19 protein-coding genes are annotated in these 22,443 nt (G+C 70.5%); 5 read left to right on the top strand and 14 right to left on the bottom strand.

Annotated features, from left to right (window positions below; translation table 11 throughout):
* Positions 1 to 3: 3 nt before the first annotated feature.
* The 10 genes from ABGA98_RS27095 to pgsA form a co-directional block, all read right to left on the bottom strand.
* Positions 4 to 381, bottom strand: a complete 378-nt coding sequence (locus tag ABGA98_RS27095) for a hypothetical protein (RefSeq protein ID WP_347621217.1) — start codon at positions 379 to 381, stop codon at positions 4 to 6.
* A 24-nt stretch (positions 382 to 405) separates the two neighbouring features.
* Positions 406 to 1,155, bottom strand: a complete 750-nt coding sequence (locus tag ABGA98_RS27090) for a YebC/PmpR family DNA-binding transcriptional regulator (RefSeq protein ID WP_347621216.1) — start codon at positions 1,153 to 1,155, stop codon at positions 406 to 408.
* A gap of 3 nt (positions 1,156 to 1,158) precedes the next feature.
* Positions 1,159 to 1,737: a pyridoxal 5'-phosphate synthase glutaminase subunit PdxT gene (gene pdxT, locus ABGA98_RS27085; protein ID WP_347621215.1), complete on the bottom strand. Its 579-nt coding sequence runs from the start codon at positions 1,735 to 1,737 to the stop codon at positions 1,159 to 1,161.
* Between the two features lie 148 nt (positions 1,738 to 1,885).
* Positions 1,886 to 3,577 carry an alkaline phosphatase D family protein gene (locus ABGA98_RS27080; protein WP_347621214.1) on the bottom strand — a complete coding sequence of 564 codons (1,692 nt, stop codon included), beginning with the start codon at positions 3,575 to 3,577 and terminating at the stop codon, positions 1,886 to 1,888.
* A 140-nt stretch (positions 3,578 to 3,717) separates the two neighbouring features.
* Positions 3,718 to 4,626 carry a pyridoxal 5'-phosphate synthase lyase subunit PdxS gene (gene pdxS / locus ABGA98_RS27075; protein WP_347621213.1) on the bottom strand — a complete coding sequence of 303 codons (909 nt, stop codon included), beginning with the start codon at positions 4,624 to 4,626 and terminating at the stop codon, positions 3,718 to 3,720.
* A gap of 121 nt (positions 4,627 to 4,747) precedes the next feature.
* Complete coding sequence (locus ABGA98_RS27070; protein WP_347621212.1) at positions 4,748 to 5,764, bottom strand: DUF3048 domain-containing protein; 1,017 nt, start codon at positions 5,762 to 5,764, stop codon at positions 4,748 to 4,750.
* Between the two features lie 63 nt (positions 5,765 to 5,827).
* Positions 5,828 to 6,370 (bottom strand): hypothetical protein, encoded by a 543-nt coding sequence (locus ABGA98_RS27065; RefSeq protein WP_347621211.1) that lies wholly within the window; start codon positions 6,368 to 6,370, stop codon positions 5,828 to 5,830.
* Positions 6,367 to 7,497: a glycosyltransferase family 4 protein gene (locus ABGA98_RS27060; RefSeq protein WP_347621210.1), complete on the bottom strand. Its 1,131-nt coding sequence runs from the start codon at positions 7,495 to 7,497 to the stop codon at positions 6,367 to 6,369. Before ABGA98_RS27060 ends, ABGA98_RS27065 begins: the two co-directional genes overlap by 4 nt.
* A complete protein-coding gene (locus ABGA98_RS27055) occupies positions 7,494 to 8,402 on the bottom strand; it encodes a phosphatidylinositol mannoside acyltransferase (protein ID WP_347621209.1) in 909 nt (302 codons plus the stop codon). Before ABGA98_RS27055 ends, ABGA98_RS27060 begins: the two co-directional genes overlap by 4 nt.
* Positions 8,399 to 9,022, bottom strand: coding sequence for a phosphatidylinositol phosphate synthase (gene pgsA / locus ABGA98_RS27050; RefSeq protein ID WP_347621208.1), 624 nt, complete (start codon positions 9,020 to 9,022; stop codon positions 8,399 to 8,401). The genes ABGA98_RS27055 and pgsA overlap by 4 nt, the downstream gene beginning before the upstream one ends.
* Before the next feature lie 144 nt (positions 9,023 to 9,166).
* Between pgsA and ABGA98_RS27045 the strand changes: the two genes are divergently transcribed.
* From ABGA98_RS27045 to ABGA98_RS27035, 3 genes are all read left to right on the top strand, one after another.
* Positions 9,167 to 11,305 (top strand): elongation factor G-like protein EF-G2, encoded by a 2,139-nt coding sequence (locus ABGA98_RS27045; RefSeq protein WP_347621207.1) that lies wholly within the window; start codon positions 9,167 to 9,169, stop codon positions 11,303 to 11,305.
* Positions 11,306 to 11,438: 133 nt separating this feature from the next.
* On the top strand, positions 11,439 to 12,989 hold the full coding sequence (locus ABGA98_RS27040; RefSeq protein ID WP_347621206.1) for a family 10 glycosylhydrolase: 1,551 nt from the start codon (positions 11,439 to 11,441) through the stop codon (positions 12,987 to 12,989).
* 287 nt (positions 12,990 to 13,276) lie between these two features.
* Positions 13,277 to 15,349: a hypothetical protein gene (locus ABGA98_RS27035; RefSeq protein WP_347621205.1), complete on the top strand. Its 2,073-nt coding sequence runs from the start codon at positions 13,277 to 13,279 to the stop codon at positions 15,347 to 15,349.
* 19 nt (positions 15,350 to 15,368) lie between these two features.
* On the opposite strand, the gene ABGA98_RS27030 is transcribed toward ABGA98_RS27035, so the two are convergent.
* Positions 15,369 to 15,899 carry an HIT domain-containing protein gene (locus ABGA98_RS27030; protein ID WP_347621204.1) on the bottom strand — a complete coding sequence of 177 codons (531 nt, stop codon included), beginning with the start codon at positions 15,897 to 15,899 and terminating at the stop codon, positions 15,369 to 15,371.
* A 120-nt stretch (positions 15,900 to 16,019) separates the two neighbouring features.
* Between ABGA98_RS27030 and ABGA98_RS27025 the strand changes: the two genes are divergently transcribed.
* Entirely contained in the window at positions 16,020 to 16,742 is a 723-nt protein-coding gene (locus ABGA98_RS27025) for a PIG-L deacetylase family protein (RefSeq protein WP_347621203.1), read from the top strand.
* 240 nt (positions 16,743 to 16,982) lie between these two features.
* On the opposite strand, the gene thrS is transcribed toward ABGA98_RS27025, so the two are convergent.
* From thrS to ABGA98_RS27010, 3 genes are all read right to left on the bottom strand, one after another.
* Positions 16,983 to 18,947 carry a threonine--tRNA ligase gene (thrS, locus tag ABGA98_RS27020; RefSeq protein WP_347621202.1) on the bottom strand — a complete coding sequence of 655 codons (1,965 nt, stop codon included), beginning with the start codon at positions 18,945 to 18,947 and terminating at the stop codon, positions 16,983 to 16,985.
* Between the two features lie 139 nt (positions 18,948 to 19,086).
* The gene (locus tag ABGA98_RS27015; RefSeq protein WP_347621201.1) at positions 19,087 to 19,698 is read right to left on the bottom strand and encodes a GH25 family lysozyme; all 612 of its coding nucleotides are present in this window, start codon (positions 19,696 to 19,698) and stop codon (positions 19,087 to 19,089) included.
* Between the two features lie 30 nt (positions 19,699 to 19,728).
* Complete coding sequence (locus ABGA98_RS27010; RefSeq protein WP_347621200.1) at positions 19,729 to 20,628, bottom strand: TIGR03564 family F420-dependent LLM class oxidoreductase; 900 nt, start codon at positions 20,626 to 20,628, stop codon at positions 19,729 to 19,731.
* A 97-nt stretch (positions 20,629 to 20,725) separates the two neighbouring features.
* On the opposite strand from ABGA98_RS27010, the gene pgm reads away from it, so the two are divergent.
* The gene (gene pgm / locus ABGA98_RS27005; RefSeq protein ID WP_347621199.1) at positions 20,726 to 22,354 is read left to right on the top strand and encodes a phosphoglucomutase (alpha-D-glucose-1,6-bisphosphate-dependent); all 1,629 of its coding nucleotides are present in this window, start codon (positions 20,726 to 20,728) and stop codon (positions 22,352 to 22,354) included.
* The last annotated feature ends 89 nt before the right edge of the window (positions 22,355 to 22,443 follow it).

Raw genomic sequence — 22,443 nt, 5'->3', positions numbered from 1 at the left:
AACTTATGCGGCGGGCGTGCGCGCTCGCGAACCGTTTGCCGTGAGGGCGAGCCTGTCGGGACAGAGCAGCTGTGCGGCCACGGCGGCCGCCGGCGTCACGGCGACGACGGTCGGGACGATGCCGAGCACGCCCAGGACCGCCCCCGTGACGGTCACGACGGCCGCTCCAGCGCCTGGTTCGGCCCTCCTGAGGGCACAGTCGTACGGGAGGCTCGCGAGCGTCTCCGTGGAGCGTTCAGGGCCGCCTCGGGCGAGCACCGTGCCGAACGAGAACGTCTGGACCCCGGCGGCCGCGGCGACGAGCCGGAGCGTTCCGGGGGCCGTTGCCGTCTCGCGCAGCCCTTGGGCCAGGCCCGCCACACCCGAGGCGTCCTGACGCACCCCGGCCTTCGCCGGGCGGGAACGCTAGTCCAGCGCCGCCAGCACGTCGTCGGAGACGTCGAAGTTGGCGTAGACGTTCTGGACGTCGTCGCTGTCCTCCAGCGCGTCGATGAGGCGGAAGACCTTCTTGGCCCCCTCCTCGTCGAGCGGCACGCTCATCGACGGCAGGAAGCTCGACTCCGCCGAGTCGTAGTCGATGCCGGCGTCCTGCAGGGCCTTGCGCACCGGCACCAGGTCACCGGCCTCGGACACGACCTCGAACGAGTCGCCCAGGTCGTTGACCTCCTCGGCACCCGCGTCGAGCACGGCCATCAGCACGGTGTCCTCGTCGAGGCCGTTCTTCGGCACGATGACGACGCCCTTGCGGTTGAACATGTAGGAGACGGACCCGGGGTCGGCCAGCGAGCCGCCGTTGCGGGTCAGCGCCACGCGCACCTCGGAGGCGGCGCGGTTGCGGTTGTCGGTGAGGCACTCGATGAGCACCGCGACGCCGCCGGGCGCGTAGCCTTCGTAGGTGATGGTCTGCCAGTCGGCGCCGCCGGCCTCGAGGCCGCCGCCGCGCTTGCGGGCCCGCTCGATGTTGTCGTTGGGCACGGAGTTCTTCTTCGCCTTGAAGATGGCGTCGAAGAGGGTGGGGTTGGCATCCGGGTCAGGACCACCTGTCCGGGCCGCCACCTCGATGTTCTTGATGAGCTTCGCGAACAGCTTGCCGCGCTTGGCGTCGAGCGCGGCCTTCTTGTGCTTCGTCGTCGCCCATTTGGAGTGGCCGGACATTGGCTAGAGCTCCCTCAGCATGTCTACGAAGTAACGGTGCACGCGAGCGTCTCCGGTCAGCTCGGGATGGAACGACGTCGCGAGCAGCGGCCCCTGTCGGACCGCGACGATCCTATCCCCAGGCTCGCACTTGCCCAGCACGTCGACGCCCGCGCCGACGGATTCGACCCACGGCGCGCGGATGAAGACCGCGTGCACCCGCTGCCCGGCGAAGTCGATGTCCTCCTCGAACGAATCGACCTGGCGGCCGAACGCGTTGCGCTTGACGACCATGTCGATGCCGCCGACGGTCTGCTGGCCGGGAACGCCGTCCTCGATCCGGTCGGCCAGCATGATCATGCCGGCGCAGGAACCGTAGGCGGGCATGCCCTCCTTGATCCGCATGTGCAGGGGCTCGAACATGTCGAAGGCCTCGGCGAGCTTCCACATCGTCGTCGACTCGCCGCCGGGAATGACCAGGCCGTCGACCGCCTCCAGCTCGGCGGGCCTGCGCACGGCCGTGGCCCGCGCCCCCGCCTCCTGGAGCATGCGCACATGCTCGCGCACGTCGCCCTGCAGGGCGAGCACACCGATCGTGGGCACAGCAGATCCTTCCGTCCGGGTGCGGGTTCAGACAATTCAACACCACGACGGGCCGGGATCTTCCTACCAGGGTCCGCGCCTCGTGGCCAGAGGGCCGCGGAGCGCGCCGGCCGGGACACGGCGGTGTGTCCCGGCCGGCGCGGAGGGTTCACGGACGCTCGGTCTCCAGGCGGACCGTCTCCTCCACGGTCATGGGCTGGCTGCGCAGGGCCGGGTCGATCGGGCGCAAGTACGTCTGCTGCACCCCGGGCACCCGGTCCTCGATCACGAACGTGGCCCGCGTGTACACCTCGCCACCGGGTGTCTGCACCTGCGGCACCACCTTGAAGTCGGCCGTCATCTGATCGCGCTCGACCTTCGTCAGCACGTAGCCGCGCTGGTTGTTGTAGAACTTCAGATGCGGGTTGATCTTGAGGAACGGGTGCGTGGCCGGGTCGGAGTCGGTCCCGTTCCCGCCGGTCGAGACCGAGGTGGCCACCAGTTCCGAGCCGACGGACGGACCCGTCGGGTCGTCGTAGTCGAGCTTGAGGTCGCTGGCCCAGTGGGCGTGCACGTCGCCGGTCAGCACGACCGGGTTGCGCACCTTCGCGTCGAGCCAGCCCTGGGTGATGCGCTTGCGGGAGGCGACGTAGCCGTCCCACGCGTCCTGGCTGGTGATCTTGGCCGGGCCGTCGTTGTTGTCGCGCTGGGCGAAGAACACCTGCTGGCCGAGGATGTCCCACTGCGCCCGCGAGTGCCGGAAGCCGTCCAGCAGCCACGCCTCCTGCTCGGCGCCCGTGATGGAGCGGGCCGGGTCGACCGAGGCGGGGCAGTCGCGGTAGCCGTCGCCGCAGCCCTGGTCGTCGCGGTACTGGCGGGTGTCGAGCATGTGGAAGGTGGCCATCCTGCCCCACCGGATGCGGCGGTAGAGCTGCATGTCGATGCCGCGCGGGATGGAGGTGCGGCGCAGCGGCATGTTCTCGTAGTAGGCGCGGAAGGCGGCCTCGCGCCTGCTCAGGAAGTCCGGCTGGGGGATCTCGGGCTTCTCGGGCACCTCGTCGGCCCAGTTGTTGTCCACCTCGTGGTCGTCCCACACCACCAGCCACGGCGCGGCGGCGTGCGCGGCCTGCAGGTCGGGGTCGGTCTTGTACTGGGCGTGGCGCTGGCGGTAGTTGGCGAGGGTCTCGGTCTCGGGGCCCTCGTGGTCGCGGACGTTGCCGCCGGGGATGTTGTAGGTGTCCTTGGTGTACTCGTACTGGTAGTCGCCCAGGTGCAGGATCACGTCGGGGCGCTCCTCGGCCAGCCGGCGGTACGCCGTGAAATAGCCGTGCTCGTACTGTGAGCAGGAGACGAACGCCATGGCCAGGGCGCCGCCGTACGACAGGGGGTGCGGGGCGGTGCGGGCGCGGCCGAGCGGCGAGACGTACGGGCCGACGCGGAAGCGGTACCAGTAGTCGCGGTCGGAGCCCAGGTTCGCGAGCTCCACGTGGACGCTGTGCCCCCATTCCGGGGCGGCCACCGTCACGCCGCTGCGCACGACGTGGCGGGCGCTCTCGTCGGAGTACACCTGCCACGACACGGGGAACGGCCGCTGCGGCATGCCTCCGAGCCCGTCCTCGGCCATCGGCTGCTGGGCGAGCCTGGTCCAGATGACGAAGCCCTCGTGGTCGGGGTCGCCCGACGCGACGCCGAGGGTGAAGGGGTCGGTGCGCAGCCCGCGCGAGGCGAGGCTCTGGGCGGTCTCCTTACTGGGGTCCGCGGCGGGGTCTGGGTCGGCGTGCGCGCCGGTCGCGGGGATCGCGGCGGCGGCGCCCGCCGCTAAACCGGTGACGAGGAAGTGCCGGCGGTTCAGCTTGGACACGTGAGGCTCCTGGACGATCAAGGGTGAGGGACGTCCGTAGCCTGACTCAGGATCATGACCAGCGGGTGAACAGCAGAACAGAAAAAGGCGACATCCTTCGCGGATGCCGCCTTTTTTGGCGATTTTCGCCGTACGGGGGATTACCAGCCGCGCTCGGCCAGCCGGTGCGGCTGCGGGATGTCGTCGACGTTGATGCCGACCATGGCCTCCCCCAGGCCGCGCGAGACCTTGGCGATGACGTCGGGGTCGTCGTAGAAGGTGGTGGCCTTGACGATGGCCGCCGCGCGCTTGGCCGGATCGCCCGACTTGAAGATGCCGGAGCCCACGAAGACGCCCTCGGCGCCCAGCTGCATCATCATCGCGGCGTCGGCCGGGGTGGCGATGCCGCCCGCGGTGAACAGCACGACCGGCAGCTTGCCGAGCTTCGCGACCTCCGCGACCAGCTCGTACGGCGCCTGCAGCTCCTTGGCGGCGACGTACAGCTCGTCCTCGGGCAGCGACGTGAGCCGCTTGATCTCGGCGCGGATCGTGCGCATGTGGGTGACGGCGTTGGAGACGTCACCGGTGCCGGCCTCGCCCTTGGAGCGGATCATCGCCGCGCCCTCGGTGATGCGGCGCAGGGCCTCGCCCAGGTTGGTCGCCCCGCACACGAACGGCACGGTGAACTGCCACTTGTCGATGTGGTTGGCGTAGTCGGCCGGGGTGAGCACCTCCGACTCGTCGACGTAGTCGACGCCGAGCGCCTGCAGCACCCTCGCCTCGACGAAGTGGCCGATGCGGGCCTTGGCCATGACGGGGATCGACACGGCCTCGATGATGCCGTCGATCATGTCGGGGTCGCTCATCCTCGACACGCCGCCCTGGGCGCGGATGTCGGCGGGGACGCGCTCGAGGGCCATGACGGCGACCGCCCCGGCGTCCTCAGCGATCTTGGCCTGCTCGGGCGTGACGACGTCCATGATGACACCGCCCTTGAGCATCTCGGCCATGCCGCGCTTGACGCGGACTGTTCCGGTGACGGGGCTGCTTTCTGGCGTGCTGCTGGACACGGTCTTCCTCACGGGCTCTCACGGCGAATCGGTATGTTCTCAAGCCCATCGTAGGTCCTGACGGACCCCTCCCCCGACTTGCCAATATGTCAGGGTTTATCGCCTTACTTATACAGAAGGACTAGGGGATGACGGGCTTGCGGCTGGCGAGGGCGACCCACACCTGGCCGGGTGCGAAGTTCATCGGCTCGCCGCTATCCGTGGTGAACGTCGTGCCGTCCTTCTCCGATTCCCGCTCCCAGTTCGCCTTGTACGCCTTGCCGTCGCGCAGCACGATCGCCTTGCCCTTGCCCGTGGTGTGCACGAGCGGCGTGTAGCTGTCGTTCTTGTCGTGGAACTGCGAGCGCTCGGTCTTGGTGTACTGGATGACGACCGTCGGCGCGCCGAGCTGCCCGCCCTCCGCGGCCACGTCCTTCTTGCCGTCCTGCCAGATCATCCACTTCTTCCGCGCCTCGGACCAGGCGAAGGTGAAGCGGGCGGCGGGCCACTTGACCGTGTACGACTTGCGCTCCACGCCGCCCTCGGCCGGAGCGTCACCGAAGGTGAAGCCGATGTCCTTGGCCTTGCTCGCCTTCGGCGCCGCGGCCAGCAGCCGCTTGGTGTTGGCGAACAGGTTGTAGGGGGCGAAGCGGCCCGGCTGGCGGAAGTACGCGCCGGGGTTGCGCGTGTCGCCGACGTCGAACAGGGATGCCTCGGCGATGAACGGCAACATCTTGCTCTGCGCCCCCGAGTAGGAGAAGGCGGGCTTGCCGAACTGCGGCGCGATGTGCAGGTCGGAGATGCGGGCGCTGCGCACCGGCCCCACCTTGGACGGCAGCTTGGACGAGAAGATCGCCATGATTCGGGTCAGACCGGCCTCGACCTGCTCGACGTAGACGATGTCGGCGCTCTTCAGGCCCTGCTGCGGCTTGCCCGCCGCGGTGTTCTCGATCTTCACGGCCAGCACGGGCTTGAGGCTGTCGTACGGCCTGCCGGTGAAGGGGTGGGTCTTGACCTCGGCGGGCTCCTCGCTCGGCGCGACGGAGGCGGCCGCCTGCGGCACCTTGCCCGGCGCCGGCTCCTCGGAGGAACAGGCCGAGACGGGCAGGAGCACGGCCGCTCCGGCCAGCCAGATCGTGATCGTCCGGGATAGCCGCACCAGTAACACTCCTCGCTTCAGCCCTGAAAACGGGATGAAGCTTACTGGCTTCGCCAAATTAGGTCATTCAGTTGCCATAGCCGCTGGCGGATTGTCATCGATCTCGAAGAACCGGGGGTATTCGGTGTAACCGGCCAGGCGGAGGGTCCTGGCGAGCCAGCGGCGCTGCGCCGTACGCGTGACCGCGACCGCGTTGTTGTAGAAGCGGCGGGAGTAGACCACCTTGGCCACGGCGGCGTCGAGCTCTTCGAGCAGGTCACGCCCCCCGGGCGCCTCCGACAGCTTCTCTCTGAACCGCTCCTGGTCCACGGCCGCCCGCAGCGCCCGCGACAGGTCGCTCTCGGCGTGCTCGCGCTCGTCGGCGCCCGCGGTCCTCGCCTCGTGGGCGGCGGCGGCCAGCACCAGGGACGTGGCGGGGTCGAGCAGGCGTGACCCGGCCAGCTCCAGCACCACGGCCCTGCGCCGCATCAGCGCGGCGTCGAGCGACTCCTGAGCCAGCTCCAGCCGGATGTGCAGGCGGTCGAGCCGCCCCGCACGCCAGGAGATGTAGACGGCCACGAGCACCACGACGATGCCCACGATCAACACGATCATGGTGGATGTCACAGGTCTTCCTCCACACGCCCCGCGCCGCTCGTGGTGACCGTCTCGTAGACGCGCACGACGTCGCGCGCGACCGTGGACCAGTCGTATTTCCTGACCGCGACCAGCGCCTCGGCGGCCAGCTTGGCCCGGCGTTCCGGAGCGTCGAGCAGCGCGCCCGCCTCGCGCGCCAGCGCGCCGGGGTCGCCGTTGGAGAACAGCGCGCCCGCCTGCCCGTCGCCGAGCACCCTGCGGAAGGCGGGGATGTCGCTGGCCAGCACCGTGGCCCCGGACGCCATGGCCTCGGCCAGCACGATGCCGAAGCTCTCGCCGCGCGTGTTGGGCGCGCAGAACACGTCGACCGAGTGGTAGGCGCGGATCTTGTCGGCCTCGCTCACCATGCCGAGCACGGTCACCCGGTCGTGGAAGCGCTTGGGCACCCGCTCGTAGACGTCCTTCTCGTCGCCTGGGCCCGCGATGAGCAGCTTCACGTCCGCCCGCTCGGCCGCCAGCTCCGAGAACGCGTCGAGCAGGATGGGCAGGCCCTTGCGCTCTTCGTCCATCCGGCCGAGGAAGCCGAGCGTGGCGCCGTCGGGCCCCCAGCCGTCGAGCGGCTCGGCCTCGGTGTAGCGGGCGACGGTCACGCCGTTGGGGATCAGCACGGTGTCGCCGCCGAACTGCTCCACCAGGCTCTTACGGGCCGCGTCGGAGACCGCGATGCGCCCGCTGAGCTTCTCGAGCGCGCTCTGCAGCACCGGCTCGGCCACCGCGATCGCCCGCGATCGCACCCACGAGGCGTGGAACGTCGCCACGATCGGGCCCTTGGCGGCCCAGCAGGCCAGGATGCCCAGGCTCGGGATCAGCGGCTCGTGGATGTGCAGCACGTCGAACCCGCCCGTGCGCACCCATCGCCGCACCCGCGCGGCCGACAGGAAGCCGAACGACATCCTCGCCACCGACCCGTTGTACGGCACGGGGACGGCCCGGCCCGCGCCCGTCACATAGGGGGGCAGCTCGTCGTCGTCGGCCGCCGGCGCGATCACCGACACCTCGTGGTCCTGCGCCATGAGCGCCTGGGCCAGGTCGTCGATGTGCTGCTTGACCCCGCCCGGCATGTCCCACGAGTAGGGGCAGACGATGCCGACCTTCATGATCGCAGGTCCTCCAGCCAGAGCCGCTGCAGCATGTGCCAGTCCTCCGGGTGCTCGGTGATCCCTTTCTCGAACACCTCGGCCATGCGCTGCGCCACCGCGGCGACCTTCTCCTGCCGGGTGCCCTCCTCCGGGACCGGGATCTCCTCGTGGATGTGGATGCCCCAGTCGTCGCCCACGAAGTAGACGGTCGCGGGCAGCAGCGCGGCCCCGGTCTGCACGGCCAGCAGCGGCGGCCCGGCGGGCACCTTGGTGGTCGCGCCGAAGAAGCGCACCTCGACGCCGCTCTTGGTCAGGTCGCGCTCGGCGGGCAGGCACACGACCCCGCCCTTGCGCACCCGCGTGGCCAGGGTGCCGAAGTTGTGCCCGTCGCCTCCGGTGAGCGGCAGCACCTCCATGCCCAGCCCTTCGCGGAAGGCGACGTAGCGGCGGAACAGCGACTCCGGCCTCAGCCGCTCGGCCACGGTGGTGAACGGATGCCCCACGCCCACCAGCCACGCGCCCGCCTGGTCCCAGTTGCCCATGTGGGGCAGGGCCAGCACCACGCCCCTCCCGGCGGCCACGGTGTCGTGCACGTGCTCGGCGCCGATGACGTGGGTGCGGCGCACGATCTCCTCGGTGCGCATCGACGGCAGCCGGAAGACCTCGTGGAAGTAGCGGAAGTAGGAGCGCATGCCGGCCCTGGTGAGCTCGCTCAGCTCACGGCTGCCCGCCTCGAGGCCGGTCACCCTGGCCAGGTTGGACTCCAGCCGGCGGACGGACTTGCCGCCCCCGCGCCAGACGCGGTCGGCCATGAAACGGAAGACCGCCGCCGTCGGGCCCTCGGGCAGCAGCGGAACGAGCTTCCAGCCGGCCGCGAAGCCCGCGGCCACGATGCGATCGCTGACGGACGCCTTGTCGCTCATGTCTCCCTCGTCTGATGGTAGACCGCCACCACACGCTGCCCCACGGTGATCAGGCTGGCCACCGCGAGCAGCCACATGCCCGCCGGCAGGACGTACGGCACGCCGAGGCCCGAGAAGAAGGCCGCGACCAGCGCCACGACCAGCCGCTCGGGACGCTCGGCCAGCCCCACGTCGGCCGTGAGCCCGAGCCCTTCCGCCCTCGCCTTGGCGTAGGAGACCACGGCGCCCGCGACCAGGCACACCAATGTCACCGCGGCCATCAGCGTGTCGCCTCCGGCGACGAAATACAAGATCAGGCCGGCGAAGATGGCGGCGTCGGCGACGCGGTCGAGCGTCGAGTCGAGGAACGCCCCCCAGGTGCTGCCGCCCTTGCCGCCGAGCCTGGCCACCACGCCGTCGAGGAGGTCGAACAGCACGAAGACGGTGATGACGAGGGCGCCCACGGTCAGCAGCCCCAGGGGGAAGAAGAGCAGGGCGGACACGACGGTGCCGAGGGTGCCGATCGCCGTGACGGCGTCGGGGCCGATCCCGCGGCCGACGAGAGCCCTGCCCAGCGGGGTGAGTATCCGGGTCATGGCCGGGCGCAGGAGTTTGAGCATCGCCGTCCGATCGTAGGCCATCACGGACCTGACAACTTTCTTTGCCCTGCCCCTCTTGTGATATCCGCCACAGGGGTATTTGGTGAACACACCGCGTCCATGCGGTTTCTGTCACCTTCCGCGCGGGCGCGGCGTTGGGAAACTTCCGACGACGCGGGAGGCGATGTGGCGGAAAGACACTCAGGCGGCGCCGTGGGAGCCGCGGGCAGGGCACCCGCGGCCGACCGGGCGGACGCGATACGCAATGTCGTGCTGGTCGGCCACTCGGGAGCGGGCAAGACGACCCTCGTCGAGCAGCTGCTGGCCGCCACGGGCACCATCCAGCGCCCGGGCCGCGTGGAGGACGGCAACACGGTCAGCGACTTCGACGAGGTCGAGGTCCGGCAGCAGCGCTCCGTCAACCTCGCGTCGGCACCGCTCATGTTCAACGGAATCAAGATCAACCTGCTCGACACGCCAGGTTACGCCGACTTCGTGGGGGATCTGCGCGCGGGGCTGCGCGCGGCCGACGCCGCGCTGTTCGTGGTGTCGGCCTCCGAGGGGATCGACGGCCTCACCCGGATCCTCTGGGAGGAGTGCTCCCAGGTCGGCATGCCGCGCGCGGTCGTGATCACCAAGATCGACCACCAGCGGGCCGATTTCGACGAGGTGCTCACCGCCTGCCAGGACGTGTTCGGCGACGGCGTCGCGCCTCTCTACCTCCCGGTGATCACCAACGGCCACGTCAACGGCCTCATCGGGCTGCTGTCGCAGAAGTTCTTCAACTACGCCACCGGCACGCGCACGGAGAAGGACCCTGGAGCCGAGTACGCGTCCCAGATCGAGGACCACCGCGGCGTCCTGATCGAGGGGATCATCCAGGAGAGCGAGGACGAGTCGCTCATGGAGCGCTACCTCGAAGGTGAGCCCATCGACACCAAGGTCCTCATCGACGACCTGGAGAAGGCGGTCGCGCGCGGCAGTTTCTACCCGGTGCTCTGCAGCGGGCTCGGCGTCGGCGCGACAGAGGTGCTCGAGCTCATCACGCAGGGCTTCCCGTCCCCCCTCGAACATCCCATGCCGGAGATCACCGACCTGTCCGGCAAACCGGTCAAGGACATCACCTGCGACCCGGACGGCCCGCTCGTGGCCGAGGTCGTCAAGACCACCAGCGACCCGTACGTGGGCCGCATCAGCCTCGTACGCGTCTTCTCCGGCACGCTGCGCCCCGACATGACCGTGCACGTGTCCGGGCACGGCCTGGCCGAGCGCGGCCACGAGGACCACGACGTCGACGAGCGCATCGGCACCCTGACCTGCCCGCTGGGCAAGCAGCAGCGCGGCGCGGCCAAGGGCCTCGCCGGCGACATCGTGGCCGTGGCCAAGCTGTCGCGCGCCGAGACCGGCGACACGCTCTCGGACGTCGAGCGGCCGCTGCTGATGACGGCCTGGCAGATGCCCGACCCGCTGCTCCCCGTGGCGATCAGGGCCAAGTCGAAGGCCGACGAGGACAAACTGTCACAGGCCCTCGGCAGGCTGGTGGCCGAGGACCCGACGCTGCGCCTGGAGAACAACGCCGAGACCAGGCAGCTCGTCCTGTGGTGCATGGGCGAGGCGCACACCGACGTGCTGCTCGACCGCCTGTCCAAACGGCACGGCGTCGAGGTCGAGCGGGTGGACCTGCGGGTGCCGCTGCGCGAGACGTTCGGCGGCAGGTGCCAGGCGATGGGCCGCAACGTCAAGCAGACCGGCGGCCACGGCCAGTACGCCATCTGCCACCTGGAGGTCGAGCCGCTGCCGTCAGGAGGCGGCTTCGAGTTCGTCGACAAGATCGTGGGCGGCGTGGTGCCGCGCCAGTTCATCCCGTCGGTGGAGAAGGGCGTGCGGGCCCAGATGGAGCGGGGCGTCGTCGCCGGCTACCCGATGGTGGACGTCCGGGTCACCCTGTACGACGGCAAGGCCCACTCCGTCGACTCCTCCGACATGGCCTTCCAGATCGCGGGCCAGCTCGCGCTGAAGGAGGCCGCGTCCAAGGTGCCGACCCTGCTGCTGGAGCCGGTGGACGAGATCTCGGTGCTGGTGGCCGACGACTATGTGGGCTCGGTGATGTCCGACCTGTCGTCGCGGCGCGGGCGGGTGCTCGGCACCGAGCCCGTGGGCACGGGCCGCACTCTGGTGAAGGCGGAGGTGCCGGAGCTGGAGATAACGCGGTACGCCATCGACCTGAGATCCATGTCACACGGCACCGGCAGCTTCCAGCGCACGTTCCTGCGCTACGAGCCGCTGCCGTCCAACCTCGCGAGCAAGGTGGCGGCGACCGATTGAGGAACCGGCGGGCCGGCCGGGAGGGATTCGTCCCTTCCGGACCGGCCCTACCCTTTAATCACAGAAGCATCACGAGTACATTTCTTTTTTTGGTCCCGAGCATGTCAGGGCAACTGCCACACTGGGTGGCACTATGCGAACTGGACGCCCACTCCTAGCCGCTGCCACGCTCGCCGTCGCCACCACGGCCGCCGCCTACGTGTTCGGCCCCGGAGCCGGAGAGAGCCCCGCGGCGAGCCAGAAGAAGACGGCCATGGCCGCCCCCGCCGCGGCATGCAAGGCCGACGCCCGCTTTCCCAGGCGCGAGCTGCGCGGGGTGTGGATCGCCACGACCCAGAACATCGACTGGCCGTCCAAGACCGGGCTGAGCCCCGCCAAACAGCGGGCCGAATACGTGAAAATTCTGGACAGCGCCGCCCAGCGCCACCTCAACGCCGTCTTCGTCCAGGTCAGGCCCGCCTCCGACGCGCTCTACAAGTCGTCGCTCGAACCGTGGTCGCAATATCTCACGGGCACGGCGGGCAAGGACCCCGGCTGGGACCCGCTGCCGTTCCTCATCGACGAGGCGCACAAACGCGGCATGGAGTTCCACGCCTGGTTCAACCCCTACCGCGCCTCCTACGGCGACAACACCGCCAAGCTGCCCGCCGGCCACCCCGCGCGCAAGCACCCGGGCTGGACCGTGAAATACGGCGGCCGCCTCTACTACAACCCCGGCCTGCCCGCCGTGCGCCACCACGTGACCAAGGTCATCACCGACGTGGTCAGCCGCTACGACCTGGACGGCGTGCACTTCGACGACTACTTCTACCCCTACCCCGTGGCGGGCGCGACGTTCGACGACAGCGCGGCCTTCAAGAAGCACGGCAAGGGCAAGAAGCTCGCCGACTGGCGGCGCGACAACGTCAACACCCTGGTCGCCGAGGTCGACAAGGCCGTCCACGACACGAAGAACCACGTGAAGTTCGGCATCAGCCCGTTCGGCATCTGGCGCAACACCTCCAACGACCCGAGCGGCTCCAAGACGTCGGGCATGTCGGCGTACGACTCGATCTACGCCGACGCGCGCGCCTGGATCAAGTCCGGCACGGTCGACTACGTGCTTCCGCAGCTCTACTGGCCCCGCGGGCACCGGCTGGCCGACTACAACACGCTCGCGCGCTGGTGGGCCCGCGAGGTCAAGGGCACCGACGTGCAGCTCTACATCGGTCACGGCCTCTACCGCGTCGGCGCGAACGACGACAAGACCTGGAAGAAGCCGGGCGAGCTGGCCGCGCAGGTCGGCGTCAACCGCAAGCTCAAGCAGGTCGACGGCTCGGTCTACTTCAGCGCCGAGCAGTTGCTCAGCGACCCGCTCGGCGCGGTCGACCGCCTGGCCGAGTCCCGCTACGCCCGCCCGGCGCTGCCGCCCCTGATGAAGGAGCGCGGCGGCGAGGCTCCCGCGCCGCCCGCCGGCGCCCAGGCCTCCGGCGGCACGCTGACGTGGACGCCTTCCGAGGGCGCCCGCGCGTACGCCGTCTACCGGGTGCCGAAGTCGGGCAAACACTGCCACACCACCGACGCCCGCGACCTCGTCGCCGTCGTCTCGCAACCGTCGTACGCGGCGAAGGAGGGCACCTACCTGGTCACCTCGCTCGACCGGCTCTACCACGAGAGCGAGGCCGTCAAGGTGAAGGCCGGCTGACGCCCGTTCCCGTACGCATCGCATGAGGACCCGCCGCACGGCATCGCGGCGGGTCCTCATGCATGACGTGGGAGTTCGCGCCCGGACGGGGAAGGAGAAGGGGAGCGTCACACCCGGTGGAGGGAGGGCCGGGCACGTGATGAGACGGAGGGCCGCGACGCCCGCGCCGGACGGGCCGGGATCGCACCGAGCACACCCGCCGCGTGAGAGGGTAGTCGGGTCCGGTGGCGCCGGAACGTGAGCTGATCTGGCCGTGCCACGGAACATCGACCGCGGGAGGTTCTCGGGTGAGGCGCGCGCTAGTGGTGCTGGCCGTGCTGGCCGTTCAGGTGCTGGCGGGGCTGGGGCTGTTCACCGGGGCTGCACGGGCCGACGACGACGCCGGCCGGGTGGCCCTCATCGGCGTGTCAGGCCTGCACTGGAACGACCTCACGCAGGCCGACACCCCCAACCTGTGGGAGCTGGCCGGGGCGAGCGCGATCGGCTCCATGTCGATCCGCACGGTCGGCACCGTGACCTGCCCCTACGATGCGTGGCTGACCGTGTCGGCGGGCACCAGATCGGCCGTCGGCTACCGCTGCGGCGCGCCCCCCACGCCCGAGCCGCAGGGCGCGGGCGCCGTCATCCCCCACTACCGTTACCTCATCGACGTGGCCGGCCAGCGCAACGCGGGCGTCCTTGGCGAGTCGCTGAAAGCCGCCGGCCAGTGCTCGATCGCCATCGGCCCGGGCGCCGCCCTGGGGCTGGCCGACCGGCAGGGCGCGGTGCGCCACTACCACTCCTCACCGCTCCAGGTGAAGACCGCCGACCTGGAGAAGTGCCGGATGATCGCCATGGACGTGGACGACCTCGTCCTCCCCTACCTCACGAGCGGCCGGCTGCCCAGGGTGCCCGACCAGCTCAGCGCCACCGAGCGCCGCGACGCGCTGCGCCTGGCCGACGCCAAGGCGGGCGCGCTGCTGTCGGTCCTGCCCGCGGACACCACGGTGGTGCTCGCGGGGCTGTCCGACCACGGCTCCGTGCCGCACCTGCGGGTGACCGCGCTGCGCGAGCCCGGAGCGGCGGGCCACCTGCTCGGCGCGACCTCAACGCGCCGCGAGGACCTCTCGATCACGCCTGACCTGACCGCCACCGTGCTGACCAAGCTGGGCGTGCCGGTGCCGGCCACGGTCGTGGGCGGTCCGCTGCAGGTCGGCGGCCAGGGTGCGACGGTCGACCGGCTGCGTGACGCCGACGCCGACGCGCAGGCCGTGCGCTCGGTGAAGGGCGTCTACTTCACCGTCATGGCGGTGCTGCAGGTGCTGTTCTACCTGATCGCGTTCCTGCTGCTGCGCCGCCGCAAGGGCCTCGTGCCCGTACGCGTCGCGGGCGCCGCCCTGGCCGCCGTGCCCGCCGCCAGCTTCCTGGTCAACCTGCTGCCGTGGTCGAGTGTGCCGCAGATGGTCGCCGGGGTGCTCGCATGGACGGCGGCCATCACCGCTCTGGCGTTCGCGGGGCCGTGGCGGCGGGCGCCGCTCGGCCCGCTCGCCGTCGTGGCCGGCGCCACGGCCCTGACGCTCGTCGGCGACCTGCTGACCGGCACGACCCTGCAGGTCAACAGCGTCATGGGCTACAGCGCCGACGTCGGCGCCCGCTACTACGGGCTCGGCAACATCCCGTTCGCGCTGCTCGCGACCGGCACGCTGCTGACCGCCACGGTCATCGCGCACCGCTGGCCGGGCCGGGCGGGCGTGGCCGCGATCGTGCTGCTCGGCACGTTCGCGATGGTGCTCGGCGGGTCGGGCATGGGCAGCGACTTCGGCGGCGTGATCGCGTTCGTGCCCGGCATCGCGGTGACCGCCCTCGTCCTGGCGGGCAAACGCGTCTCGCTGGTGAAGCTGGGCACGTTCTGCGTGGCGGGCGGGGTGATCGTGATGACGTTCGCCTGGCTCAACTACCTGCGGCCGCCTGATCAGCAGACGCATCTGGGCAGGTTCGTCGGCCAGGTGCTGACCGGAGAGGCGTTCGACGTCATCTTCCGCAAGCTGCAGGCCATGCTGGGCACCCTGCTCAGCCCCAACCTCATGCCGATCGTGCTCGCGGCCGTCGCCTTCCTCGTCTACGCGATCCTGCGGCCCGAGCAGGCCTCGGCCGGCGTGGTGCCGGCCGCGTTCGAGCACTCCCCCGCCCTGCGCGCCGGGCTGATCGGCACGCTCGTCAGCGGCGTGCTCGGCATGCTCGTCAACGACTCCGGTGCGGCCGTGTTGTCCATGGCGCTGGCGCTGGCCGTGCCGCTGCTGCTGGCCACCGGCATCGGCGTGCTACGCGCGTCCGCGTCCGCCGGAGGCGCTCTGGAAGAGCTGGCGGGCGCGCGAAGGTGAGCCGTGGGCAGCGACCGGGTCAGTCCCAGGCGTCGGCGAGCAACCGCCGCGTGTCGCGCAACAGCTGCGGGAGGACCTTGGTCTGGCCGACGACCGGCATGAAGTTCGTGTCGCCGCCCCACCGGGGCACCACGTGCTGGTGCAGGTGCGCGGCGATGCCGGCGCCGGCGACCTGGCCGAGGTTCATGCCGACGTTGAAGCCCTGAGCGCCGCTGGCCTTGCGCAGCGCCCCCAGCGACTTCTGGGTGAACTGCCCCAGCTCCACCAGCTCGGCGGGCTGCAACTCCGCGTAGTCGGCCACGTGGCGGTAGGGCACCACCATCAGGTGCCCCGAGTTGTACGGATAGAGGTTGAGCACCGCGTAGACGGTGTCGCCCCTGGCGACGATCAGGCCCTCCTCGTCGCTCATCTTGGGGATCGCGTCGAACGGGCACCCGTCGCCGGGGCCGGTGCCCGTCGGTTTGTTCTCCCCCTTGATGTAGGCCATGCGATGCGGGGTCCACAGACGTTCGAAGTTGTCCGGATCCCCTGCCCCTGCCTGATCGTGCATACCTAGCAGCATAGGACCAGGAACATTCAGGGTGCTCCCCCGGTACGGACCCGAGCACCGCCCGCGGGCGGGGGCCCGAAGCACGCGCGACCCGCCGGCAGGTTTGCCAGGATGTCACTCATGACCTCTCAGCTCGAACCCATGCCCGGAGACTGGCAGCGGGCCCTGGCGATCGTGGCCCATCCCGACGACCTGGAGTACGGCTGCGCGTCGGCCGTGGCCACCTGGACCGACGCGGGCCGCGAAGTCTCCTACGTGCTCGCCACGAAGGGAGAGGCGGGCATCGACACGCTCGAACCCGTCAAGTCGGCCGCCGTGCGCGAGCGTGAGCAGCGGGCCAGCGCGGCCGTCGTCGGCGTGACGAACGTGGAGTTCCTCGGCCACGCCGACGGGGTGATCGAGTACGGTACCGCGCTCAGGAAGGATCTGGCCGCCGTCATCCGCAGGCACCGTCCTGAGCTCGTGGTCACGCTGAACCCGGACGACACCTGGAACGGCACGTACTGGAACAGTCCCGATCATCGTGCGGTGGGCCGGGCCGTGCTCGACGCAGCCGGTGACGCCGGAAATCGGTGGATTTTTCCTGATACGGAGGCGGAGCCGTGGGACGGCGTCCGCTGGGTCGCCGTGGCCGGATCCAATTCTCCCACCCACGCCGTGGACGTCACGTCCGGCCTGGAACGCGGCGTGCGCTCGCTCGTCGAGCACCGCGCCTACATCGAGGCCCTCACCACCGAAGACCCCCAAACCTACGCCCGCAACCTCATCGAGGGCTTCGCCACGGAGACGGCCGGACGCTTCGGCGGCCGCCCCGCCGTCTCCTTCCGCCTCTTCCCCCGCTGACCCCGCTCGCCCCCGCGCCTCCGTGCCCCTGATCCTCACGGTGGACACGCCGTCTCCGTGCGCCTGACCCCTGCCGGCGAGGTGGCCACGCCGGCTTCCCGGCTGCGCCGACTCGGTGACCGCGCCGGTCGGTGACATGGCCGGCAGGGCGCGTCCGGCAGAGCACGTCCGGCAGCGCGGGCCGGGAAGGGCGGTGAGGCGGCGCCCGGGTGCGGGGGTCGCCTCACCGCGTGTGCGGGGTCAGACCTGGACCCGGCGCTCCACGGCGTCGACGATCTCGGCGATCGCCTCGTCGATGGGGACGCCGTTCTTCTGCTCGCCGCTGCGGTAGCGGAACGACACCGCGCCGCCCGAGATGTCGTCGTCGCCGGCCAGCAGCATGAAGGGCACCTTGGCCTTCTGCGCGTTGCGGATCTTCTTCTGCATGCGGTCGTCGGACGCGTCGACCTCGACCCTGATGCCCCGCTCCTTCAGCCGCTTGGCGACGTCCTGGAGGTAGGGCACGTGGGCGTCGGCGATCGGGATGCCGGCCACCTGGACCGGGGCCAGCCAGGGCGGGAACGCGCCGGCGTAGTGCTCGGTGAGGACGCCGAGGAACCGCTCGATCGAGCCGAACAGCGCCCGGTGGATCATGACGGGCGTCTGGCGGCTGCCGTCGGCGGCCTGGTATTCGAGCTCGAAGCGCTTGGGCTGGTTGAGGTCGAGCTGGATGGTGGACAGCTGCCAGGTGCGGCCGATCGCGTCCTTGGCCTGCACCGAGATCTTCGGGCCGTAGAAGGCCGCGCCGCCCGGGTCGTCGACCAGTTCGAGGCCCGACTCCTCGGCCGTCTGGCGCAGCGCCTCGGTCGCTTCGTCCCAGTCGGCGGGGTCGCCGATGAACTTGTCGGAGTCGTCGCGGGTGGACAGCTCCAGGTAGAACTCCGACAGGCCGAAGTCGCGCAGCACGCTGAGCACGAAGGTGAGCAGGCTCTTGATCTCGCCGGCCATCTGCTCGCGGGTGCAGTAGATGTGGGAGTCGTCCTGCGTCATGCCGCGCACCCGGGTCAGGCCGTGGACCACGCCCGACTTCTCGTAGCGGTAGACCGAGCCGAACTCGCACAGCCGCAGCGGCAGCTCGCGGTAGGAGCGCCCGCGCGCCCGGAAGATCAGGTTGTGCATCGGGCAGTTCATCGGCTTGACGCGATAATCGATGCCCTCCAGCTCGAAGGGCGGGAACATGTCCTCGGCATACCACGGCAGGTGACCGGAGGTCTCGAACAGCGTCGACTTGGTGATGTGCGGGGTGTTGACGAACTCGTAGCCCGCCTCGCCCTGCCGCCGGCGCATGTAGTCTTCCATCTCCTTGCGGATGATCCCGCCCTTGGGATGGAAGACCGGCAGGCCGCTGCCCAGCTCGGGCGGGAAGCTGAACAGGTCGAGCTCGGCGCCGAGCTTGCGGTGGTCGCGCTTCTCGGCCTCCTCCAGCAGCTTGAGGTAGTCGTCCTGCTTGTCGCGCGACTCCCACGCGGTGCCGTAGATGCGCTGGAGCTGCGGGTTCTTCTCGCTGCCCCGCCAGTAGGCGCCGCCGGAGCGCATGAGCTTGAACGCGGGGATCGAGCGGGTGGACGGCACGTGAGGGCCGCGGCACAGGTCTTTCCACGCCCGCTCGCCGGTCTTGGGGTCGAGGTTGTCGTAGATGGTGAGCTGTCCCGCGCCCACCTCGACCGACTCTTCGTCCTCGGCCCCGCCCTTGAGCCCGATCAGCTCCAGTTTGTACGGCTCGCCCGCGAGTTCCTCGCGCGCCTCGTCGTCGGAGACGGCCCGGCGGGAGAACAGCTGCCCCTGCTTGACGATCTCGCGCATGCGCTTCTCGATGCGCTTGAGATCGTCGGGGTGGAACGCCTGCTCGACGTCGAAGTCGTAGTAGAAGCCGTTGTCGACGGGGGGGCCGATGCCCAGCTTGGCCTCGGGGAAGAGCTCCTGCACGGCCTGGGCCATGACGTGGGCGGTGGAGTGGCGGACGATCGCCCGGCCCTCCTCGCTGGAGATCTCGATCGGCTCGACCGCGTCGCCCTGCTCCAGGGGGTGGGCCAGGTCGCGCGCCTCCCCGTTGACCCTGGCCGCGATGACCGTGCGGCCGTCGGCCTCGAGGGCCTGCCCGGCCGTCGTGCCGGCCGCGACCACACGCTCGGCTCCGGCGAGGGTGATGCGTAGCTCGGCTGACACGGTGACTCCTCAGGGATCGCGCTCGATGCCCGGCACCGAGGCTGGTTCGATGGTGTTCACCGATGCTATCGCGGGTGATAGGCGTCCCCGGCCACCGTGCCCGCGCCCCGGACGATCTTCGGGGCGGAGCGGCGGCGGGTCAGTGGCGGCGCGGGCGATACCCCAGCCTCGTCAGCTCCTTGCGGGTGCCGTGGAAGATGTTGCGGTCGATCGGGCTGTTGGAGTACTGGTGGATGGTCCAGTCGGCCCAGGGACGCGGCACGTCGGGCCGGCCGCGCGGCTTCGCCGGGCTCGCGATCCACAGCGGATATTCGGCCAGGCCCGCGCAGTGTCCTCCGTTGGCGAAGGCGTGGAAGGTGTAGATGAACGGCCGCACGCCGCCGTGCCGCTCGACGTGGTGGCACCAGCGGCGCGCGAAGCGGGCGACCCGCTCGGGGCGCGCGCCGTCGCTGGTCTCCAGGTCGAGCGCGACCAGGTCCCCGCGGCGCAGCCCGCCCGCCCGCCCGATGGTGCGCAGGAAGTGCCGCGCCTGCTCGATGGGGTCGCCCTTGGGCCGGGCGAAGTGGTATGCGCCGCAGACGATCCAGCTCTCCCGCATGCCGTTCCAGTTGCGCGCGAACCACTTGTCGACGTAGTCACCGCCCTCGGTGGCCTTGGCGAAGGCGAAGGACACGCCGGTCTCCGCGTGGTCGGCCCAGTCGACGGTGCCCTGCCAGTTCGACACATCTATGCCCAGGAGCAAGCGCTTCACCTTGTCGGAGTTTATTGAGATGTCTCCTGATCAACCCTTCGCCGCGCCGATCAGGAGGTTCAGGGTACGTTCCCTGCCGGAGTACGCGGAGCCCACGAAATCGGTCACACCGGCCTGCTTGAGCTCGTCGAGCCTGGCCAGCACCGTGTCCTCGTCGCCGACGATCGCCACCTCGCCCGGGGTGGCCGCGCCCTCCCTGTCGAGCATCGCACGGTAGGACGGGAGCCGCCCGTACGTCTCGAAGATCTCGTTGGCACGCGCGACCGCGGCGGCGGGGTCGTCGGTCACGCAGACGGGCAGCGCGCAGACGATCCTGGGCGGCTCGCGGCCCGCTTCGGCGGCGGCCGCCTTGATGGTGGGCGCGATGTGCTCGGCGATCGTCTTGGGGCCGGTCATCCAGAGCACGGTGCCGTCGGCCACGGTGCCGGCGAGCCTGAGCATCCGGGGGCCGAGCGCGGCGACCAGCACGGGGAATCCGGCGCCGGGGGTGCCGAGCCGGATGTCGGCCTTGAGCGTCTCGCCCTCGTACCTGACCTGCTCTCCCCTGCTCGCCGGGATGAGAATGTCGAGGTATTCCTTCATGTGGCGGCCTGGCCGGTCGAAGCTGTAGCCGTACATGTCCTCGATGACGACCTTGTGCGACAGGCCGATGCCGAGGGCGAGGCGCCCGCCGAGCGCGGCGTTGACGGTCATGGCCTGCTGGGCGAGCGCGGCCGGGTGGCGCGGGTAGGTCGGCACGACGGCGGTGCCGAGCTCGATGCCGGGCACCTGGCAGCCGGCTGCGGCCAGGGCGGTGAGGGCGTCGAGGCCGAAGATGTTGGACAACCAGGCCGAGGTGAAGCCGTCCCGGGCCGCCCCGGCGATCTGGTCGCGCAGGTCGCCGATGGGGTCGTCCACGTTCCGCTCGGACAGGAAGAAGCCGTATCGCATAAGAACAGAACTCCGTTCTGGTGACTGACGCGAATCTATCTCCCCTCCCCGGCGGGGGGAATCCGCCGTGCCGGACCGGATTTGTAAAGTGGCCAACATGACGCACGAACGCGCGGGAAAGCCCGCCCGACCAGCCGACCTCGTCGACGTCGCCCGGCTGGTGACGTCCTACTACGTGCTCCGCCCCGACCCTGACGAGGTGGAGCAGCGGGTGGCGTTCGGCACCTCGGGGCACCGGGGTTCGGCGTTCGACGCGGCGTTCAACGAGGACCACATCCTCGCCACGAGCCAGGCCATCTGCGAATACCGGCGCATGCAGGGCACGGACGGGCCGTTGTTCCTCGGCATCGACACGCACGCGCTGTCGGAGCCCGCCCGGGTGTCGGCGCTGGAGGTGCTGGCGGCCAACGACGTCACGGTCCTGATCGACACGCGCGACGGCTACACGCCGACCCCCGCCGTGTCACACGCCGTCCTCCGGCACAACCGGGGGCGCACGTCGGGGCTCGCCGACGGCGTGGTGATCACGCCGTCGCACAACCCGCCGGGCGACGGCGGCTTCAAGTACAACCCGCCGCACGGCGGCCCCGCCGACACCGACGCCACCACGTGGATCCAGGACCGCGCCAACCGGCTGCTGGCCGCGGGGATGGAGGGCGTGGCGCGGATCCCCTACCCCAGGGCGCTGGACATGGCGGAGCGTTACGACTTCCTCGGGACGTACGTCGGCGACCTGCCGTCCGTGCTCGACCTCGACGCGATCAGGGCGGCCGGGGTGCGGATCGGGGCCGACCCGCTGGGCGGGGCGAGCGTGGCCTACTGGGAGGAGATCGCCGAGCGGCACCGCCTCGACCTGACGGTGGTCAACCCCCTGGTCGATCCGACCTGGCGGTTCATGACGCTCGACTGGGACGGCAAGATCCGGATGGACTGCTCGTCGCCGTACGCGATGGCGTCGCTGATCGCCAATCGTGAGAAGTACGACATCTCCACCGGCAACGACGCCGACGCGGACCGGCACGGCATCGTCACCTCCGACGGCCTCATGAACCCCAACCACTACCTCGCCGTCGCCATCTCCTACCTCTACACGCACCGCGACGGCTGGCCGGCCGACGCCGGGGTCGGCAAGACCATGGTCAGCAGCGGCGTCATCGACCGCGTCGCGCAGTCGCTGGGGCGGCGGCTCTACGAGGTCCCGGTGGGCTTCAAGTGGTTCGTGTCCGGGCTGCTCGACGGGTCGCTGGGGTTCGGTGGCGAGGAGAGCGCGGGGGCGTCGTTCCTGCGGCGCGACGGATCCGTCTGGTCCACCGACAAGGACGGCCTCATCCTGGCGCTGCTGGCCTCCGAGATCCTCGCCGTCACCGGCCGATCGCCGAGCGCCCACTACAGGGAGCTGGTCGAGCGGTTCGGCGAGCCCGCGTACGCCCGCGTGGACGCTCCCGCGACGCGCGAGGAGAAGGCCGTGCTCGGGAAGCTCTCCGCCGAGCAGGTGACGGCCTCGTCGCTGGCGGGCGAGCCGATCACGGCGGTGCAGACGTCGGCGCCCGGCAACGGCGCGGCGCTCGGCGGGGTGAAGGTGGCGACCGAGAGCGCCTGGTTCGCGGCCCGCCCCTCCGGGACCGAGGACGTCTACAAGATCTACGCCGAGTCCTTCCGCGGGGCCGACCATCTGGCCAAGGTCCAGGAGGAGGCCCGCTCCCTGGTCTCGTCGGCCCTCGGCTGACCGTGCCGGGCGGGTGCGCGGCCCGGGTCCCGGACGAGCGCACCCGCCGCGTCACTGGCAGACGGAGCCCGTCCAATCAGATCTCTCCG

Origin of the sequence: Nonomuraea sp. B1E8 (assembly GCF_039871515.1) — a bacterium.
In the GTDB taxonomy this organism is placed as follows: domain Bacteria; phylum Actinomycetota; class Actinomycetes; order Streptosporangiales; family Streptosporangiaceae; genus Nonomuraea.
The sequence above is the reverse complement of the archived record's forward strand: the minus strand, read 5'-3'. Positions and strand labels throughout refer to the sequence as shown.

Excerpts from the sequence above, each read along its gene's own strand:
- pgm (WP_347621199.1), top strand. The coding sequence starts at position 20,726 with ATGACGCACGAACGCGCGGGAAAGCCCGCCCGACCAGCCGACCTCGTC.
- ABGA98_RS27090 (WP_347621216.1), bottom strand. The coding sequence starts at position 1,155 with ATGTCCGGCCACTCCAAATGGGCGACGACGAAGCACAAGAAGGCCGCG.
- ABGA98_RS27030 (WP_347621204.1), bottom strand. The coding sequence starts at position 15,899 with ATGCACGATCAGGCAGGGGCAGGGGATCCGGACAACTTCGAACGTCTG.
- ABGA98_RS27055 (WP_347621209.1), bottom strand. The coding sequence starts at position 8,402 with ATGAGCGACAAGGCGTCCGTCAGCGATCGCATCGTGGCCGCGGGCTTC.
- ABGA98_RS27040 (WP_347621206.1), top strand. The coding sequence starts at position 11,439 with ATGCGAACTGGACGCCCACTCCTAGCCGCTGCCACGCTCGCCGTCGCC.
- ABGA98_RS27025 (WP_347621203.1), top strand. The coding sequence starts at position 16,020 with ATGACCTCTCAGCTCGAACCCATGCCCGGAGACTGGCAGCGGGCCCTG.
- ABGA98_RS27010 (WP_347621200.1), bottom strand. The coding sequence starts at position 20,628 with ATGCGATACGGCTTCTTCCTGTCCGAGCGGAACGTGGACGACCCCATC.
- ABGA98_RS27060 (WP_347621210.1), bottom strand. The coding sequence starts at position 7,497 with ATGAAGGTCGGCATCGTCTGCCCCTACTCGTGGGACATGCCGGGCGGG.
- pgsA (WP_347621208.1), bottom strand. The coding sequence starts at position 9,022 with ATGGCCTACGATCGGACGGCGATGCTCAAACTCCTGCGCCCGGCCATG.